The organism is Cobetia sp. QF-1 (assembly GCF_002213105.1).
Classification (GTDB): domain Bacteria; phylum Pseudomonadota; class Gammaproteobacteria; order Pseudomonadales; family Halomonadaceae; genus Cobetia; species Cobetia crustatorum.
The window spans coordinates 221,171-238,974 of the sequence record NZ_NBVS01000005.1; the positions used below are offsets into that span (position 1 = coordinate 221,171).

Genomic DNA, 17,804 nt, shown 5'->3' on the forward strand with positions numbered 1-17,804 from the left:
TCGTCGCGACCGTGCGCAATACAACACCTCGGGGAGAACATAACGCAACCCCCGGCACGACGGCGCTGGCACACGGCATCATCACGTATCAACAGGACACCGCTCATAGGCGGGGAGGCAGCATGATCAAGGTAGGCATAGTCGGTGGCACCGGTTACACCGGAGTGGAGCTTCTCAGGCTGCTGGCCAACCATTCGCAGGTCGAGGTGACAGTGATCACCTCACGCAGCGAGAAGGGGATGCGTGTCGATGAGATGTACCCCAATCTACGCGGCCACTACGACACACTCGCCTTCAGCGAGCCTGATCCCGACACACTCGCTGCCTGTGACGCCGTGTTCTTCGCCACGCCTCATGGTGTGGCGCATGCGCTGGCGGGTGACCTGCTGGCACGTGGTACTCGTGTGATTGATCTCTCCGCCGACTTCCGTATCAAGGACGCTGACGTATGGGCCGAATGGTACGGCCAACCGCATGGTGCACCCGAGCTGCTGGGTGAAGCGGTCTACGGGTTGCCGGAAGTCAATCGCGAGGCCATCCGGGAAGCGCGCCTGATCGCAGTCCCCGGCTGCTATCCGACCTCTGTGCAACTGGGCCTGATCCCGCTGCTGGAAGCCGGGCTGATCGACACCAGCAATATTATCGCCGACTGCAAGTCAGCCGTATCAGGTGCCGGGCGTGGTGCCAAGGTTGGCTCTCTGCTGTGCGAAGCCGGTGAGTCCATGAAGGCGTATGGTGCCTCTGGCCATCGCCATCTGCCGGAAATCACCCAAGGATTGGATCTGGCCGCTGGCAGCGCGGTGGGCCTGACGTTCGTGCCACATCTGACGCCGATGATTCGTGGTATTCACTCCACGCTCTATCCGCGCTTGATGAATTTCTCGGGTTCACTGGAAGATCTGCAAACGCTATTCGAGCAGCGCTATGCTGATCATCCGGCTGTCGACGTGATGCCACTGGGTAGCCATCCTGAGACGCGCAGCGTACGCGGCACCAACATGTGTCGTCTCGCGCTGCATCGTCCGGGCAATGGCGATACTCTCGTCGTGTTATCGGTGATCGACAACCTGGTCAAAGGCGCGTCGGGGCAAGCGATCCAGAATCTCAACCTGATGTTTGGCCTGGACGAGGTGGCTGGCATCAATGCTCCGGCGATGATGCCCTGAGGCAGACTTCGCTGCCTATCTACGCCCGCATGCCCTGCTCATATTCTGCTGATAAAGCATCGGATCAGACAAAGTTGACCCTTTTGCTCGGATATAGGGATAATAGGCAACATTCTCTCCTCTATACCGTGCCGGGCGTTCACATGAGCGTCCGGCCACCGACTCCTTCCAGGAGGCCCGCATGAGCGAAGCACAAAGCTTCATCCCCACGCCGTTGTTTCTCTCCGAGGCCGCCAGTGCCCGGATCGCGGCGCTGCGCGCGGAAGAGGCCAACCCGAAACTGCGTCTCAGGGTCTATGTCACCGGTGGCGGCTGTTCCGGCTTCCAGTACGGTTTCGACATCGCCACCGATCTCAGCGACGACGATACCGTAGTCGAGCTAGGTGAGGCTGCCATCGTGATTGACCCACTGTCTTATCAGTATCTGGTTGGCTCAACCATCGATTACGAAACCGGCTTGGCTGGCGCACGCTTTCTGATCCAGAACCCCAACGCCACGAGTACTTGCGGGTGTGGTTCCTCCTTTATGGTGTAGGAAGCCCCTCACCGCCAAGCACCACCCTCAACACCCCTGCCTCGGCCCCCCCCGAGACAGGGGTGTTTTTGTATTGGCTTAATGCGTGAATATCAATTAACCATCAGTACATTAGCCTTTGCCGTGACGCGCGACATAGGTCGTGCGTCTTCATCGTCAGGCTTGACGGGGGACCATTGGTCTGGCCAATCTAAAAGCGCAACATCCTAAAATCTAAATATAAGAGGACGATGTCAATGCGCAGACCCCACCTGCTAGCCTCACTTTCCGGACTTGCCGCGGCGACTCTGCTCGCTGGCACAGCTCAAGCCGTTACCTTGAAAGCTGCGACTGATCCCAGCTTCGTACCCTTCGAAATGCTCGACCAGGATAGCGGCGAGATGGTCGGCTTCGATATCGATATTCTTAACGCTATTGGCAAGCGCGCCGGCTTCGATATCGATCTCAAGACCATGGATTTCAATGGCATCATTCCCGCCGTACAGACCGGCAGCGTAGATGTTGCCATTGCTGGCATTACTATCACCGATGCCCGTGAGAAGATCGTCGACTTCACTCAGCCTTATTATGATTCCGGGCTACGCGTACTGACCTCCTCCAACACTACGGCAATCGAGGACTTTGACGACCTGGAAGGCAAGAAGATTGGCACCAAGATTGGCTCAACCAGCTATGACTATCTGAAAGCCAATCTCGACGATGCTACCGTCACGCCATACCCGGGCAGCTCCGACATGTACATGGCATTGATGTCCGGTAGCGTCGATGCCGTTTTCTATGACGCACCCAATGTAGGCTATTTTGCCAAGACCAAAGGCAATGGCCGGGTCAAGACTGTCGGCCCCCTCTATGAAGGCCAGCAGTACGGTATTGCGTTCAGACAGGGTAGCGAATGGACCGAGGCTGCCAATGAGGCGCTGGCCGAGATGAAGACTGACGGCAGCTACGCCGAGATCTACCAGAAGTGGTTCGGTGAGCTTCCCGCAGACAGTCAATAAGGCCTACGCCTGACAAGCTCTGCCTTGCGGCATTTTTCTCTCGCCATTCAAGCATCGTCGCTGTAGTGCAGCGGCGATGCCTGTCTGCATGACTCTTGCGCTCTGTGAGTTACAGAGTGTGAGGATATCGCGTCAAGGAGCCCGACGTGGACGTTCAGTTCCAGTTTGACTGGCATGCGGCATTCGCCTCGCTGCCGTATCTGCTTGAGGGCATTCCCTGGACCCTCGCCATTTCCTTCGGTGGCCTCGCCATCGGCTTCGTACTCGGCATTCTGTTTGGCTTGCTAAGCCTCTCACCCAGCCGCCTGTTGCGCTGGGCGGCAACCGCCTATATCGAGATATTCCGCGGCACTCCCGTACTGGTCCAGGTGCTGTTCATCTTCTACGGTCTGCCGCAGATCATCGGGGGTCCCATCGATGCCCTGACCGCCGGTATCGCGGCCATCGCGCTCAATTCCGCGGCCTATATCTCCGAGATCGTGCGTGGTGGCGTGCAGTCCATCGCGCGCGGGCAACGCGAGGCCGGACTGTCACTGGGCCTTTCCCCCCCCCAGACCTTCCGCTACATCATCTGGCCGCAGGCACTGCGTCGCATGATCCCGGCGCTCGGCAATCAGGGGATCGTGTCCATCAAGGACACCTCGCTGTTCTCGGTGATCGGTGTCGGTGAGCTGGTCCGTCAGGGCCAGATCTACATTGCCACCACCTTCAACGCGCTGGAAACCTACTTCATGGTCGCCATGCTGTATCTGGTTATCACCATGAGTCTGTCCTTTGCACTGCGGATGCTTGAGCGTCGTGGGCTGGTGGGGCAATGAAAAAATATTCACTTTGCCTCCATCTTCATCACTTCTTTTCAGCCATCCATCCGGCTCGCCTAGCGGCCAGGAGTGACTCATGACTGCCATCGTGCACATGGACAAGATCAACAAGCATTTCGGTAACCTGCATGTTCTCAAGGACGTTGAGCTGGATGTCGCTGCCGGCGAAGTCGTCGTGATCATCGGGGCTAGTGGCTCCGGAAAATCGACACTCATTCGCTGCGTGAATGGCCTCGAGGAGTTCCAGGGCGGCAGCATCGAAGTGGACGGACAGTCCTTGATCCCCCACGGCAAGAGCCACCGAGCGCTGAAGACGATTCGCACCGAAGTCGGCATGGTCTTCCAGCAGTTCAATCTCTTTCCGCACATGAAGGTACGTGACAACGTCAGCCTGGCCCCCATCAAGGTGCGCGGCAGTGACCGGGCGACCGCCGAGCGACAGGCCGACACACTGCTCGAGCGGGTCAATATTCTCGAGCAGGCCGACAAGTACCCCGGCCAGCTGTCAGGCGGCCAGCAGCAACGCGTCGCCATCGCCCGCTCACTGGCGATGGAACCCCGCTTGATGCTGTTCGATGAGCCCACCTCAGCACTCGACCCCGAGATGATCGGCGAGGTCCTCGACGTAATGCGTGAGCTGGCCCGTGAAGGCATGACGATGATGATCGTGACGCACGAGATGAGCTTTGCCCGCGAAGTCGCTGACCGAGTCATATTCATCCACCAGGGCGCTATCGTGGAGCAGGGGAGGCCGGAAGAAATCTTCGATCATCCGCAACATCCTCGAACTCAGAGCTTCCTTGCGCGAGTGCTCAAACACTAGGTCGCCGCGAGAAAACATCCCAGATGAGGACCATCTGATGCCTCGATTCCTGATCGGGGCATTTTTTTGCGCGCTAGCGGGGCTCCCCCTTGGCGTAAACCTCGTCATTCGCATGAATATTTTCACTTCTATTAAATATATTTTTTATTTTCAGCCAATAAAAACGAACGAACAAACGTTGCCTTACTCGTCTATCGTCACGTGTCAGATGGCGCTCTTCGCATGTCGGGCGCCTGTTTACTCGCCTCCACGCTCGCTTTATCACTTCGCAGCAGAGCCACATTGATCGCCATTCAGCGTGTGAGGACGGTAAAGCACACGCCCCTCCTACGCTCCCATCCTGGAATCACGGCATCCACGATAGTGCTTTGCCGAATCACATCCCAAAACTATCCACAAAATACTTGTCGTCGCTCAATCGGCACCATTCAAGCGGTCTACAGCACTCCACTCACCGGTTATCCCAGAACTGTCTACAGACTTTGCCATGAAGAAAGAATGTCATTTGCCTCTGTGGACATTTTGCGGCATTATCCGCGACCATCTTGGCGTTAGGCCATGCAGCACTAAGGGATGTGGGTAAATAACTCACTTGTGCACAGCAGGGCAGAAAAGTCGGGTACCAGCACGGTATGAAACAGGGGATAATTTGGCTTGTGGATAAAGGGCCATTCCATCCACAGGAAGCCACCGGTAGCGTCCTCAGGTAGCACTCATTTTCTCCCCAGCTATATCAACAGCGTAACAAGTTGTTTTTAAAGGAATAAACCCGCTTCCCCACTGTTTTTGTCCACAACAGTAGTTACAACATCAACAGAAACCCTTCTTCTTTTCTTTATATAATCTTGTTATCCGGTAAACCAAGGTCGAAGACCAAAATCCCTATCGGGGTCAATATGATCTCTTCGCCATGCATCTGTTCGGGATAACGAACACCCGGATGATTCATTCGATACGAAGATAGATTCACTTCGAAAATCGAAGCCTCAAGCGATAGCCGATGGTTGACCGATTGGTGCGGTATCGGCACCGTGGAGGCTATCCACATCACATCGGTCTAGCCCGGCGGTTGTGGAAAACTCCTGACGCTTACCCACAGGCGGTTTATACTGTGCGGCCCAGACGTCATCTCGATTCTGAACATCAGCTCCCCAACCAGGGTCGAGCAGGTCCTATCGGTGACGATCATTCATCCGTCACAGCCGTCTGCCAGACGCCGATCCAACATTGGATTTGGCCGTTTTGCCTGATCTGCACTGTGCAGACAGCGCTTCATCCCAAAGTTTTGTGATACCCCGAGGTGCCAACGTGGATTACCCGAACCGCTTTGACGTGATCGTCATCGGCGGCGGTCATGCCGGTACGGAAGCCGCACTGGCTGCTGCCCGCATGGGTCGCCAGACCCTGCTGCTGACTCATAACATCGAGACGCTGGGCCAGATGTCCTGCAATCCGGCCATTGGCGGGATTGGCAAGAGCCATCTGGTCAAGGAAATTGATGCGCTGGGCGGTGCCATGGGTCTGGCCACCGACATGGCGGGTATCCAGTTCCGTACGTTGAATGCCCGCAAGGGGCCTGCGGTTCGAGCCACTCGTGCTCAAGCAGACCGGGCGCTGTACAAAGCCGCCATTCGCAGTCAGCTGGAAAATCAGCCGAATCTGACGCTGTTCCAACAAGGCGCTGAAGATCTGATCGTCGAGGGTGATACCGTGCGGGGCGTGGTCACTCAGACCGGTATTCGCTTCCATGCCACCACGGTGGTTCTGGCAACAGGTACTTTCCTTGGCGGTGTGATTCACATCGGTCTGGATAATCATGCCGGAGGACGAGCAGGGGATCCGCCGGCAAACGGTCTGGCCGCTCGACTTCGTGAGCTACCGTTCCGGGTCGATCGTCTCAAGACAGGAACCCCGCCGCGTATCGATGCCAAGAGTGTCGATTTCAGCATGATGGAAGCGCAGCCCGGCGATACGCCACGTCCGGTGATGTCTTACATGGGCAGTCGTGAGCTGCATCCTGAGCAGGTCAACTGCTACATCACTCACACCAATGAGCGGACTCACGAGATTATCTTCGCCAATCTTGATCGTTCGCCGATGTATTCAGGTGTGATCGGTGGTGTCGGCCCGCGTTATTGCCCGTCCATCGAGGACAAGGTGCACCGTTTCGCAGACAAGAACAGCCATCAGGTATTCATTGAGCCTGAAGGTCTCAACACTCATGAGCTGTATCCCAATGGCATCTCTACTTCGCTGCCCTTTGATACGCAGCTCGAGGTAGTGCGTTCGATTCGTGGCATGGAAAACGCCCACATCACGCGTCCTGGTTACGCCATTGAATATGATTTTTTCAACCCCCAGGATCTGCTGCACTCTCTTGAGACGCGCTTTGTCAAGAATCTGTTCTTTGCAGGGCAGATCAACGGCACCACTGGTTACGAAGAAGCTGGCGCACAAGGTCTGCTGGCCGGTGTAAATGCGGCGCTGCGTGCCACAGACGACGAAGCTTGGCATCCGCTACGTAATGAGGCGTATACCGGCGTGATGGTCGATGACCTGATTACGCTCGGAACACGCGAGCCGTATCGCATGTTCACATCTCGTGCTGAATATCGTCTGCTACTGCGCGAAGACAATGCTGACTTGCGTCTGACCGAGAAGGGCCGTGAACTCGGGTTGATCGATGATGCACGCTGGGCCGCTTTTGAAGCCAAACGTGACGCCATCTCTCGCGAGACGACACGCCTTGAAAGCACTTGGCTGACACCTTCGAGCCCTGAGTTGGCACCATTGGCGGATAAGCTGAGCTCACCGCTCAAGCGCGAAGCGAGTCTGATGGAGCTTCTCAAGCGTCCGGAACTTGAATACCCAGACGTGGCCAGTCTCAAGGGCCAAGGTGTCGAGGATTGGCGCATCGCCGAGCAGGTGCAGATTACGGCCAAGTACGCTGGTTATATCCAGCGTCAACAGGAAGAGATCGATCGCCTGCGTCGTCACGAGAACACCGCTCTGCCGGAAGGTATCGATTACGATACGGTTGATGGGCTGTCCAACGAGATTAAGCAGAAGCTCAACGAAGCGCGGCCGGTCACACTGGCCCATGCTGGCCGTATCTCTGGTGTTACCCCTGCAGCAGTATCTATCTTGTTGATTCACATGAAAAAGCGTCAACTTCTCAAGACAGATGTAGCAGCCGAAATGACCTCTGAACAAGATGTGGCATCTCTGGCAGTGGATACCGGAGCAGCCCAATGAGTCATGCACTGAACGAGACTCAACTAGCCCGTTGTGGCCAGTTGCTAAGCCGCGGTGCAGACGCACTCGATATTGCTCTGAGCGATGAGCAACATGCCCAGTTGATGACGCTGCTGGTGCTGTTGCACAAGTGGAATCGTGCCTATAACCTCACCGCGGTACGTGAGCCGGAAGCGATGGTGACACGTCATCTGCTCGACAGTCTTAGCGTGCTGCCGTATATAAAGGGCCCACGCCTGCTGGATGTGGGTGCAGGTCCCGGATTACCGAGTATCGTGATCGCCATCATGCGGCCTGATATTGATGTTGTGCCATTGGACTCCAATGGTAAAAAGGTGCGCTTCCAGATTCAGGCAGGGCATGAGCTGAGTCTGAAGAATTTGCACCCGACCCAAGTACGTATTGAAGCCTATGACGGTGCGCCTTTTGAGCAAATCATCTCGCGAGCCTTTGCGGACACCGATGCTTTCGTCAACCTGTCAGCTTCCGTGCTGGCTGAAGGTGGCGAATGGCTGGCCATGAAGGGACGCGTACCGAAAGATGAGATCGCACGACTGCCGCAGGGCGTGTCGTTGATCGAGACATTGCGGTTGGCAGTCCCTGGTGAGGAGGGTGAACGTCACCTTCTGCGCCTGAAATGTGACTGATTCAGCGATACAAGGCGTGCGCAGGGATTGTGCCGGGCGCAAAAGGCAGGCAGCCTGAAGCCAGCTCTTCATGAAGGACAGATCATTGATCTGTCCTTCATGAACATGCAGCAGGTGCCGCTGGCCCCGCTTCTCAAGGAACCAAGGAAGTCGCTCGTGACCAAGATCATCGCGCTGACCAACCAGAAAGGTGGCGTCGGCAAGACCACCACTGCTGTCAATCTGGCGGCCTCGCTGGCGGCGCTCGATCGCCGCGTTTTGTTGATCGATCTCGATCCTCAAGGCCATGCCACCATGGGCAGTGGTATCGACAAGCATGACCTCGACGGCAGTGTACTGGATGTATTACTGGGCGATCTTCGCGCTAGTGATGTGATTCTCGACTGCCCTGATGCAGGCTATGCCTTGTTGCCCGGCAATGGCGACCTTACCGCTGCTGAAGTCAATCTGCTGTCTGTTGAAGGTCGAGAACGTCGTCTCAGCGAAGCTCTTGCGCCCATCGCCGGTGAGTACGACGTGGTACTGATTGACTGCCCCCCCTCCCTGAATATGCTGACAGTCAATGCACTGACAGCCGCGCATGGTGTATTGATTCCATTGCAGTGCGAGTTTTATGCACTGGAAGGGTTGTCGGCACTGCTGGATACGGTCGAACAGATTCAGGCTAACGTAAATCCGGCCCTCGACGTATTTGGTATCGTGCGCACCATGTATGACGCGCGTAATAGTCTGACTCGCGATGTCAGCAAGCAACTTTCCGATTACTTTGGCGACACCCTGATCAAGGCCACTATTCCGCGCAACGTGCGGGTAGCTGAGGCGCCAAGTCATGGGCTGCCGGTTACCAAATATGCGCGTCTATCGCGTGGCAGCCAGGCATATAGGGTGCTCGCCAAGGAATTGATTCGTCGTCTCTCGCTGTAACTTTACCGAGGAAGGTTCATGACGCGTAAGCGTGCCCTGGGAAAGGGTCTGGATGCCCTGATTGGCGCCGGAAGCCGTCGCCGCCATGCCGAAATCGATATTGAGGCAGCTGGCGGTGCGACTGGCGATGCATCGCTGGAAGTCTCGCACGCTGCTGAAGCGGTAGATTCGGCTGCCGAGATGCCAAGCGAGCGCCTCGAACGTATACCACTAGGACAGTTGCAGCGCGGCAAGTATCAACCGCGGCGTGATATCCAGCCGGATGCACTTGAAGAGCTTGCGGACTCCATTCGCGCTCAAGGCGTCATGCAGCCCATCGTGGTTCGCTCGATAGGGGAAGGGCGTTACGAGATTATCGCGGGTGAGCGTCGTTGGCGAGCCTCACAACTGGCCGAGCTGGATACCATCCCTGCGGTTATCCGTGAGGGTATCAGTGACGAGGTTGCGCTGGCGTTAGCGCTGATCGAAAACATTCAGCGTGAGAATCTCAATCCCGTCGAAGAAGCGATGGCACTCAAGCGCTTGCTTGAAGAGTTTGAATTGACTCAGCAGCAAGTGGGGGATGCTGTAGGCCGCTCTCGTACCCAGGTCACCAATCTGCTGCGTTTGCTGACGCTGGAAGAAGAGGTGCAGACCCGGCTGGAACGAGGTGAGCTGGATATGGGCCATGCCCGTGCTTTGATCGGGCTCAGTCCGGCACGGCAGCGAAAGTTGGCACATGATGTGGTGGAGCGCGAACTGACTGTACGCCAGACCGAGGCTTTGGTGAAAAGCGTTCAGCAAGGCGAGCAGTCCAAGGCAACGCCAACGCGGCCGAATGCCGATATCCAGCGCCTTGAAACGAGTCTTTCTGAGCGGCTCGGCGCTGCAGTCAGCATTCGTCATGGCAAGAGCGGCAAGGGTAAGGTCACCATCTCTTATACAAGTCTCGACGAGCTGGATGGCATTCTCGGCCACATCAAGTAATCGTCAGAGTTATGTTGGTGCGCTCGCTCTGGAAAACTTTTGTTCTGAAACGCTGCGCGCCCCTGTGACCTATTGTCGCAGGGGCGCGAAAAGTATCTGTCTATTGTTCTTGAATAGAGCGCTTTTAGACGACAGGGTTGTGATTGACGCAACCCTTGGTCGCTCGCGGTGCAAGTGACTGTCAACGTAAGCCAACCGTCATCTGTTTCCTGCAAGATGGTGAGGCTTTGGTCGTAAGCTTGCGAAAGATCAAGGAATTTAGCCGACAGTTTGGTTGATGGCCGTGCAGTGCTCCCCTATAATCCGGCGAGTTTGCTCCTTGGCTGCGTGAAGCGTAGTCACCAGGAATGGCGCTTGCCATCACCGCGATACACAGGCCCAAGATGCACAAGACGACACCCGCTGCACTGCGACGCCCTCAGGTTGCACGACTTCTTTGGGGACAGGCGCTGGTGATTGTGCTTGCCATGTTATTGGCGGGACTGACAAAAGGGAGCAGTGCTGCTATCTCTGCCCTGAGTGGTGGATTAGTCTGCTTGCTGCCTAATCTGTTTTTCGCCTGGCGTTCGCTCCGTGTGACCGGTGCGCGTTACGCTCAGGCAATGGTCAAGGCCTTCTATCAGGCTGAGGCCGGAAAGTTCGGTTTGACGGCCGTATTGTTTGCGTTTTTCTTCATCGCAGTGCCGCCCTCAAACCCCGCTTTATTTTTTTGCGCTTACGTGGCGGCAATGGCAGTTCACTGGCTAGGTCCTTGGCTAGTGAAGCGAACACCGTACACACGAACCTGAGGCAGAGTCATGGCAGGCAATAACCCGAGCTCCTCCGAATATATTCGGCACCACCTGCAGAATCTAACGTTCGGTAATCATCCGGAGCACGGATGGTCGATGGCCCACAATGCTCAAGAAGCGACCGACATGGGTTTCTGGGCGATTCACCTGGATACCATGGGCTGGTCCATCGGCCTGGGGCTGATTTTCCTGTTCGTGTTCCGCAAAGTGGCCAAGACCGCGACGACTGGCGTGCCCAGTGGTCTTCAGAATTTCGTTGAGCTGATGGTCGAGTTTGTTGATCAGTCCGTACGTGAGACCTTCCACGGCCGCTCACGACTGATCGCACCGTTATCACTGACGATCTTCTGTTGGATCTTCCTGATGAACGTGATGGACTTGATCCCCGTCGACTGGCTACCGGGCGTTGCCGCCAAGGTTGGCGAGATGTTCGGCGCCGATCCGGCTCATGTGTTCTTCAAGGTGGTGCCGTCGACTGACATCAATGCCACGCTCGGCATGTCACTGTCTGTCTTCGCGCTGATCATCTTCTACTCCATTCGCGTCAAGGGCCTCAAGGGCTTCGTGGCCGAGCTGACCCTGCATCCATTCAATACCCCGAACAAGCTGGCGCAGATTGCCCTGATTCCGGTCAACTTCCTGCTCGAGTTCGTGACGCTGATCGCCAAGCCGATCTCTCTGGCACTGCGTCTGTTCGGTAACATGTATGCAGGCGAGCTGATCTTCATTCTGATCTCGCTGGTCGGTATCTGGCAGCTGCCGCTACACTTCCCGTGGGCAGTCTTCCATATCCTGGTCATCACCCTGCAGGCCTTCATCTTCATGATGCTGACCATCGTGTATCTGAGCATGGCTAGCGAAGATCACTGATGTTATTCGCCCCACGTCTTGACGGGCGTGGGGCAAGATTTCCGAGCTCTGCTCACACCCTCAACCCTTGACTTAAACTTGACTAAAACTGGAGTTCCACAATGGAAGCACAAGTTCTTGGCATGACCGCTATCGCCGTCTCCCTGCTGATCGGCCTGGGTGCCCTGGGCACCGCCATCGGTTTCGGTATTCTCGGTGGCAAGTTCCTGGAAGGCGCCGCGCGCCAGCCGGAAATGATCCCGCAGCTGCAGGTCAAGATGTTCATCGTCGCTGGTCTGCTGGATGCCGTGACCATGATCGGTGTTGGTATCGCGCTGTTCTTCACCTTCGCCAACCCGTTTGTCGGTTAAACCTCGGCTGGCCCAAGGCCGACCGTGATTTTGACCCAACAATCGTGAAGCGAGAGGTGCTGGCGTGAATCTGAACTTAACCCTGATTGGTCAGGCCATCGCCTTTGCGGTCTTCGTTTTCTTCTGCATGAAGTATGTTTGGCCGCCGGTCACACAGGCTCTGGCAGAACGTCAGAAGAAGATTGCAGATGGTCTGGATGCTGCCAGCCGTGCTACCCGTGACCTCGAACTGGCGCAGGAAAAAGCCAGCGAGACACTACGGGAAAGCAAGGATGAAGCAGCACGCATCATTGAACAGACCCACAAGCGCTCCAACCAGATGATCGAGGAAGCGCGTGAAAATGCACGTGCTGAAGGCGAGCGTATGGTTGCGCAGGCTCGTGCTGAAATCACCCAGGAAATCAATCAGGCCAAGGACGAGCTCCGTGGTCAGGTTGCATCTCTGGCAGTGATTGGCGCAGAGCGCATCCTGGAATCCTCCATTGACGAAGCCAAGCATCGCGAGCTGATTGACAAGCTCGCCGCTGAGCTCTGAGGAGTCTGATTCCATGGCTGAAACGTCTACCTCCACTGCAGCTCGCCCGTACGCCAAGGCGGCGTTCGAGTTTGCACGCGACCAGCAGGCGCTAGAGGTTTGGTCCGGAATGTTGTCGACAGCGGCACTTGTCGCTGTCGACGCAAACGTCAAGGCAGTGCTCGATAATCCGAAGCTCCCTACCGAGCACCGGATCGATATCTTCCTGGACGTCTGTGGCGACGCGCTGGATGACAGCGCACGCAATTTCATCCGGACTCTCGGCGAGCAGGACCGTCTATCGGCCCTGCCGTCCGTGGCCGAATTGTTCGAGGCTCAGAAGGCCGAGCAGGAAAAGCGTGTCGAGGTGACCCTGGTGTCAGCCTTTGCACTTGAAAGTGAGCAAGAAGAAAAGCTCGCTGCTGCCCTGCAAAAGCGTCTGAATCGCGACATCTCCATTACCACTCAGGTGGATAGTACGCTGCTCGGCGGCGTCATCATCCGCGCTGGAGATACTGTCATTGACGGCTCCATTCGCGGCAAGCTGGCGCGGCTTTCTGAAGCACTGAACTCCTGAGTCCGAGGGACATGGCATGCAGCAACTGAATCCTTCCGAGATCAGCGACATCATCAAGCAGCGTATCGAAAAGCTTGACGTCGCATCCGAAGCCCGTAATCAGGGCACCATCGTCAGCGTTTCCGACGGCATCGTACAGATCCACGGTCTCGCAGACGTCATGTTCGGTGAGATGATCGAATTCCCGGGTGGCGTCTTTGGTATGGCGCTTAACCTGAACCGCGACAATGTCGGTGCTGTCGTTCTGGGTGATTACCTGCAACTTGAAGAAGGCATGACCGTGCAGTGCACCGGTCGCATTCTTGAAGTGCCGGTAGGCCCGGAACTCGTCGGCCGTGTGGTCGATGCACTGGGTAACCCGATTGACGGCAAAGGCCCCATTGAAGCCAAGCTGACCGACGCGGTTGAAAAGGTTGCACCGGGCGTCATCGCTCGTGAACCTGTCGATCAGCCGGTACAGACGGGCCTCAAGTCCATCGATGCCATGGTGCCGATCGGCCGTGGTCAGCGCGAGCTGATCATCGGTGACCGTCAGATTGGTAAATCTGCCATCGCGATTGATGCCATCATCAATCAGAAGGGCAAGGGTGTTACCTGCGTCTACGTCGCTATCGGCCAGAAGCAGTCCACCATTGCCAACGTGGTGCGCAAGCTGGAAGAACACGGCGCGATGGAACACACCATCATCGTGGCTGCCGGTGCATCTGATCCGGCCGCGATGCTGTTCCTGGCACCGTATTCCGGCTGCACCATGGGCGAGTACTTCCGTGACCGTGGTGAAGACGCGATGATCGTCTATGACGATCTGACCAAGCAAGCATGGGCGTATCGTCAGATCTCCCTGCTGCTCAAGCGTCCGCCGGGCCGTGAAGCCTATCCGGGTGACGTCTTCTATCTCCACTCCCGTCTGCTTGAGCGTTCTGCACGCGTCAACGCCGATTACGTCGAACAGTTCACCAAAGGTGAAGTGAAAGGCAAGACCGGCTCACTGACTGCACTGCCGATCATCGAGACGCAGGGTGGCGACGTGTCTGCGTTCGTTCCGACCAACGTGATTTCCATCACCGACGGTCAGATCTTCCTCGAGACCAGCCTGTTCAACTCCGGTATTCGTCCGTCCATCAACGCGGGTCTGTCAGTCTCCCGTGTCGGTGGTGCTGCGCAGACCAAGATCATCAAGAAGTTGGGTGGTGGTGTTCGTCTGGCACTCGCACAGTATCGTGAGCTGGCGGCCTTCTCGCAGTTTGCTTCTGATCTGGACGAAGCGACTCGCAAGCAGCTCGAGCATGGTCAGCGTGTCACCGAGCTGATGAAGCAGAAGCAGTACTCTCCGATGTCCGTGGCCGATATGGCGATCTCGCTGTTCGCGGCCAACGAAGGCTACCTGAACGACGTTGACGTCTCCAAGGTGCTGGACTTCGAGAAGGCGCTGTTGGACTTCATGCGCTCAGAGCACGCGGATCTTCTGGACAAGATCAATCAGTCCGGCGGCTACGATGATGAGATCAAGAATGGTCTCAAGGCTGGCGTCGAGAAGTTCAAGGCGACCCAGAGCTGGTAAGTGGCATGGCCCGGTGCAACCGGGCCCTGTCGTTTCCCTTCGGGTGGCATGAATAGGGCAGATCGCTATGGCAGCTGCAAAAGAGATTCGCTCCCAGATCGGGAGCATCAAAAATACGCAAAAGATCACCAGCGCCATGGAAATGGTGGCTGCATCTAAAATGCGTAAAGCGCAGGATCGCATGGCGGCCAGCCAGCCTTATGCTCATCAGATCCGCAAGGTTGTAGGACACATCGCCCGGGCTAATCCGGAGTATCGCCATCCGTATCTGATGGAACGCGATGTGAAGCGTGTCGGTTATATCGTGGTCTCCAGTGATCGCGGCCTGTGTGGTGGCCTGAACGCCAATTTGTTCAAAGCCGTCACCAAGCATGCGAAAAGCTGGCGCGACCAGGGTGTCGAGGTGGACTTCTGTGCCCTCGGCTCCAAGGCCGGTACCTTCTTCCGCAACTACGGTGGCAACCTGCTTGCCGCCAAATCCGGCCTCGGAGATGCTCCGGGCGCCCAGGATCTGATTGGTAGCGTCAAGGCCATGCTGGACGCATTCGACGAGGGCAGCCTCGACCGTCTGTACGTGGTGTTCAATGAGTTCGTCAACACCATGACGCAGAAGCCGGTCGTCCGTCAGCTGCTTCCTCTCGAAGCTGATCAGAACGACGAAGAAACCGGTCCCACTACATGGGACTACCTGTATGAGCCGGATGCCGTCTCGTTGCTCGACAAGCTGCTCAAACGCTATGTCGAGGCCCAGGTCTATCAGGCCGTGGTCGAGAACATCGCCTGCGAACAAGCAGCGCGAATGATCGCAATGAAGAGTGCTACCGATAATGCCGGCGACCTGATCGACGACCTTCAGCTGGTCTATAACAAGGCCCGCCAGGCAGCGATCACTCAGGAAATCTCCGAGATCGTATCCGGTGCCGCTGCCGTCTGATGACAGCGTGGCAACAGGCAAGCAGGTTTCAATCGCAGGTTTAAGAGGAACCAGGAATGAGCGGACGTATCGTACAAATCATCGGCGCGGTGATTGACGTCGAGTTTCCGCGGGACGCAGTGCCCAAGGTCTACGAAGCCCTGAACGTCGCCGATAGTGAGACCGTGCTTGAAGTCCAGCAACAGCTGGGTGATGGCGTGGTGCGTACTATCGCAATGGGTTCGACCGAAGGTCTCAAGCGCAGTCTCGCAGTTGAGAGCACCGGTGCTCCGATCACCGTGCCGGTCGGCACGGCGACTCTGGGTCGCATCATGAACGTGCTGGGTCAGCCGATCGACGAAGCCGGTGACGTGGGTGCTGAAGAGCACATGCCGATCCACCGCGCAGCCCCGAGCTTCGCGGAACAGGCAGCCTCTAACGAGCTGCTGGAAACCGGCATCAAGGTCATCGATCTGGTCTGCCCGTTCGCCAAGGGCGGCAAGGTCGGCCTGTTTGGCGGCGCTGGTGTGGGCAAGACCGTCAACATGATGGAGCTGATCCGCAACATCGCCACCGAGCACAGCGGTTATTCCGTGTTCGCGGGTGTTGGCGAGCGTACTCGTGAAGGTAACGATTTCTATCACGAGATGAAGGAATCGAACGTTCTCGACAAGGTCGCATTGGTCTATGGTCAGATGAACGAGCCGCCGGGTAACCGTCTGCGCGTTGCACTGACTGGTCTGACCATCGCCGAGAAGTTCCGTGACGAAGGTCGCGACGTACTGCTGTTCGTCGACAACATCTATCGTTACACCCTGGCGGGGACCGAAGTGTCCGCACTGTTGGGTCGTATGCCGTCTGCGGTAGGTTATCAGCCGACTCTGGCGGAAGAGATGGGTGTCCTTCAGGAACGCATCACTTCTACCAAGACTGGCTCGATCACTTCCGTACAGGCCGTTTACGTCCCTGCGGATGACTTGACCGATCCGTCTCCGGCGACCACCTTCTCGCACCTTGACGCGACCGTCGTACTGTCTCGTCAGATTGCCGAGCTGGGTATCTATCCGGCGGTTGATCCGCTCGACTCCACCTCTCGTCAGCTCGACCCATTGGTCGTTGGTGAGGAGCACTACAACACAGCCCGTAATGTTCAGGGTGTGTTGCAGCGCTACAAGGAGCTGAAAGACATCATCGCCATCCTCGGGATGGACGAGTTGTCTGACGAAGACAAGCAGAGCGTGGCACGTGCGCGTAAGATCCAGCGCTTCCTGTCTCAGCCGTTCTTCGTGGCGGAAATCTTCACCGGCGCGCCGGGCAAGTACGTGTCTCTCAAGGACACCATCCGCGGCTTCCAGGGTATCCTGGACGGCGAATATGACGAACTGCCGGAGCAGGCGTTCTACATGGTCGGCACCATCGATGAAGCTGTCGAGAAAGCCAAGGGCATGTAATTTCCCTGTTCAGGCATGAGGAAACAGGTATGGCTATGAGCGTCCATTGCGACATCGTCAGCGCCGAGAAAGGCATCTTTTCCGGCCTGGTCGAGCGTCTCGTGGCTGCCGGCAGTGAAGGTGACCTTGGCATCATGCCAGGTCATGCTCCACTGCTGACTGTGCTGCTCCCCGGTCCGGTGCGTATCCAGCGCCAGGGCGGGGCTGAGGAAATCTATTACGTCAGTGGTGGATTCCTTGAAGTGCAGCCGAACCTCGTTTCAGTCCTCGCCGACACAGCGGTACGTGCCGACGACCTGGATGAGGCGGCAGCCCAGGAAGCCAAGGATCAGGCCTTGCAGGCCATGAATAACCAGGCTTCCGAACTGGAATACTCACGTGCCACGGCCGAATTGGCCGAAGCGATGGCTCAGCTGCGCACCGTGCGGCAGCTGCGTGATCGCTACAAGCGCTGAGGTTCACTGGGCCAACACGGCCAGTGGCATGAAAAAGGCGACCTTCGGGTCGCCTTTTTCATGCCTGATTTATGTCTAACAAGAGGTGAAAACTCTCACTTCAGCGCATATCAATAATGTGAGCCATTGGGATCACGATCAGCCGCCCGGTGGGATGTTCCCGCAGGAGTCGGCGCACGGCGACATC

General features: G+C 56.8%; 18 protein-coding genes. All 18 read left to right on the top strand.

Features of this window, described 5'->3' with window-relative positions:
- Window positions 1–122: 122 nt before the first annotated feature.
- On the top strand, window positions 123–1,166 hold the full coding sequence (gene argC / locus CFN46_RS11485) for an N-acetyl-gamma-glutamyl-phosphate reductase (protein ID WP_024951015.1): 1,044 nt from the start codon (window positions 123–125) through the stop codon (window positions 1,164–1,166).
- Window positions 1,167–1,347: 181 nt separating this feature from the next.
- Window positions 1,348–1,701 (top strand): iron-sulfur cluster insertion protein ErpA, encoded by a 354-nt coding sequence (gene erpA / locus CFN46_RS11490; RefSeq protein WP_024951014.1) that lies wholly within the window; start codon window positions 1,348–1,350, stop codon window positions 1,699–1,701.
- A 230-nt stretch (window positions 1,702–1,931) separates the two neighbouring features.
- Window positions 1,932–2,699, top strand: a complete 768-nt coding sequence (locus CFN46_RS11495; protein WP_084487952.1) for a transporter substrate-binding domain-containing protein — start codon at window positions 1,932–1,934, stop codon at window positions 2,697–2,699.
- A gap of 146 nt (window positions 2,700–2,845) precedes the next feature.
- Entirely contained in the window at window positions 2,846–3,517 is a 672-nt protein-coding gene (locus CFN46_RS11500; protein ID WP_088743597.1) for an amino acid ABC transporter permease, read from the top strand.
- Window positions 3,518–3,596: 79 nt separating this feature from the next.
- Window positions 3,597–4,343 (top strand): amino acid ABC transporter ATP-binding protein, encoded by a 747-nt coding sequence (locus tag CFN46_RS11505; RefSeq protein ID WP_088743598.1) that lies wholly within the window; start codon window positions 3,597–3,599, stop codon window positions 4,341–4,343.
- A 1,308-nt stretch (window positions 4,344–5,651) separates the two neighbouring features.
- The gene (gene mnmG, locus CFN46_RS11515) at window positions 5,652–7,598 is read left to right on the top strand and encodes a tRNA uridine-5-carboxymethylaminomethyl(34) synthesis enzyme MnmG (RefSeq protein ID WP_024951973.1); all 1,947 of its coding nucleotides are present in this window, start codon (window positions 5,652–5,654) and stop codon (window positions 7,596–7,598) included.
- Window positions 7,595–8,245: a 16S rRNA (guanine(527)-N(7))-methyltransferase RsmG gene (gene rsmG, locus CFN46_RS11520; protein ID WP_024951972.1), complete on the top strand. Its 651-nt coding sequence runs from the start codon at window positions 7,595–7,597 to the stop codon at window positions 8,243–8,245. The genes mnmG and rsmG overlap by 4 nt, the downstream gene beginning before the upstream one ends.
- A 156-nt stretch (window positions 8,246–8,401) precedes the next feature.
- Window positions 8,402–9,169 (top strand): ParA family protein, encoded by a 768-nt coding sequence (locus CFN46_RS11525; protein WP_024951971.1) that lies wholly within the window; start codon window positions 8,402–8,404, stop codon window positions 9,167–9,169.
- An 18-nt stretch (window positions 9,170–9,187) separates the two neighbouring features.
- Window positions 9,188–10,135, top strand: coding sequence for a ParB/RepB/Spo0J family partition protein (locus CFN46_RS11530; RefSeq protein WP_088743600.1), 948 nt, complete (start codon window positions 9,188–9,190; stop codon window positions 10,133–10,135).
- A gap of 383 nt (window positions 10,136–10,518) precedes the next feature.
- Window positions 10,519–10,923 carry an ATP synthase subunit I gene (locus CFN46_RS11535; RefSeq protein ID WP_024951969.1) on the top strand — a complete coding sequence of 135 codons (405 nt, stop codon included), beginning with the start codon at window positions 10,519–10,521 and terminating at the stop codon, window positions 10,921–10,923.
- 9 nt (window positions 10,924–10,932) lie between these two features.
- Window positions 10,933–11,796 (top strand): F0F1 ATP synthase subunit A, encoded by an 864-nt coding sequence (gene atpB, locus CFN46_RS11540; protein WP_024951968.1) that lies wholly within the window; start codon window positions 10,933–10,935, stop codon window positions 11,794–11,796.
- Between the two features lie 101 nt (window positions 11,797–11,897).
- Window positions 11,898–12,146: a F0F1 ATP synthase subunit C gene (gene atpE, locus CFN46_RS11545; protein ID WP_011508579.1), complete on the top strand. Its 249-nt coding sequence runs from the start codon at window positions 11,898–11,900 to the stop codon at window positions 12,144–12,146.
- 64 nt (window positions 12,147–12,210) lie between these two features.
- The gene (locus tag CFN46_RS11550) at window positions 12,211–12,681 is read left to right on the top strand and encodes a F0F1 ATP synthase subunit B (RefSeq protein WP_024951967.1); all 471 of its coding nucleotides are present in this window, start codon (window positions 12,211–12,213) and stop codon (window positions 12,679–12,681) included.
- A 13-nt stretch (window positions 12,682–12,694) separates the two neighbouring features.
- Complete coding sequence (locus CFN46_RS11555) at window positions 12,695–13,237, top strand: F0F1 ATP synthase subunit delta (protein ID WP_024951966.1); 543 nt, start codon at window positions 12,695–12,697, stop codon at window positions 13,235–13,237.
- A 16-nt stretch (window positions 13,238–13,253) separates the two neighbouring features.
- Window positions 13,254–14,798: a F0F1 ATP synthase subunit alpha gene (atpA, locus tag CFN46_RS11560; RefSeq protein WP_024951965.1), complete on the top strand. Its 1,545-nt coding sequence runs from the start codon at window positions 13,254–13,256 to the stop codon at window positions 14,796–14,798.
- 67 nt (window positions 14,799–14,865) lie between these two features.
- Window positions 14,866–15,732: a F0F1 ATP synthase subunit gamma gene (gene atpG / locus CFN46_RS11565; RefSeq protein ID WP_024951964.1), complete on the top strand. Its 867-nt coding sequence runs from the start codon at window positions 14,866–14,868 to the stop codon at window positions 15,730–15,732.
- Between the two features lie 56 nt (window positions 15,733–15,788).
- Entirely contained in the window at window positions 15,789–17,162 is a 1,374-nt protein-coding gene (atpD, locus tag CFN46_RS11570) for a F0F1 ATP synthase subunit beta (protein ID WP_024951963.1), read from the top strand.
- A gap of 29 nt (window positions 17,163–17,191) precedes the next feature.
- A complete protein-coding gene (locus tag CFN46_RS11575; protein WP_024951962.1) occupies window positions 17,192–17,617 on the top strand; it encodes a F0F1 ATP synthase subunit epsilon in 426 nt (141 codons plus the stop codon).
- Window positions 17,618–17,804 lie beyond the last annotated feature (187 nt).

Bases quoted from the DNA above. Each gene is read 5' to 3' on its own strand.
- atpA (WP_024951965.1), top strand. From the start codon at position 13,254: ATGCAGCAACTGAATCCTTCCGAGATCAGCGACATCATCAAGCAGCGT.
- CFN46_RS11575 (WP_024951962.1), top strand. From the start codon at position 17,192: ATGGCTATGAGCGTCCATTGCGACATCGTCAGCGCCGAGAAAGGCATC.
- CFN46_RS11505 (WP_088743598.1), top strand. From the start codon at position 3,597: ATGACTGCCATCGTGCACATGGACAAGATCAACAAGCATTTCGGTAAC.
- CFN46_RS11535 (WP_024951969.1), top strand. From the start codon at position 10,519: ATGCACAAGACGACACCCGCTGCACTGCGACGCCCTCAGGTTGCACGA.
- atpD (WP_024951963.1), top strand. From the start codon at position 15,789: ATGAGCGGACGTATCGTACAAATCATCGGCGCGGTGATTGACGTCGAG.
- rsmG (WP_024951972.1), top strand. From the start codon at position 7,595: ATGAGTCATGCACTGAACGAGACTCAACTAGCCCGTTGTGGCCAGTTG.
- CFN46_RS11495 (WP_084487952.1), top strand. From the start codon at position 1,932: ATGTCAATGCGCAGACCCCACCTGCTAGCCTCACTTTCCGGACTTGCC.
- atpB (WP_024951968.1), top strand. From the start codon at position 10,933: ATGGCAGGCAATAACCCGAGCTCCTCCGAATATATTCGGCACCACCTG.
- CFN46_RS11530 (WP_088743600.1), top strand. From the start codon at position 9,188: ATGACGCGTAAGCGTGCCCTGGGAAAGGGTCTGGATGCCCTGATTGGC.
- erpA (WP_024951014.1), top strand. From the start codon at position 1,348: ATGAGCGAAGCACAAAGCTTCATCCCCACGCCGTTGTTTCTCTCCGAG.
- atpE (WP_011508579.1), top strand. From the start codon at position 11,898: ATGGAAGCACAAGTTCTTGGCATGACCGCTATCGCCGTCTCCCTGCTG.
- argC (WP_024951015.1), top strand. From the start codon at position 123: ATGATCAAGGTAGGCATAGTCGGTGGCACCGGTTACACCGGAGTGGAG.
- atpG (WP_024951964.1), top strand. From the start codon at position 14,866: ATGGCAGCTGCAAAAGAGATTCGCTCCCAGATCGGGAGCATCAAAAAT.
- CFN46_RS11555 (WP_024951966.1), top strand. From the start codon at position 12,695: ATGGCTGAAACGTCTACCTCCACTGCAGCTCGCCCGTACGCCAAGGCG.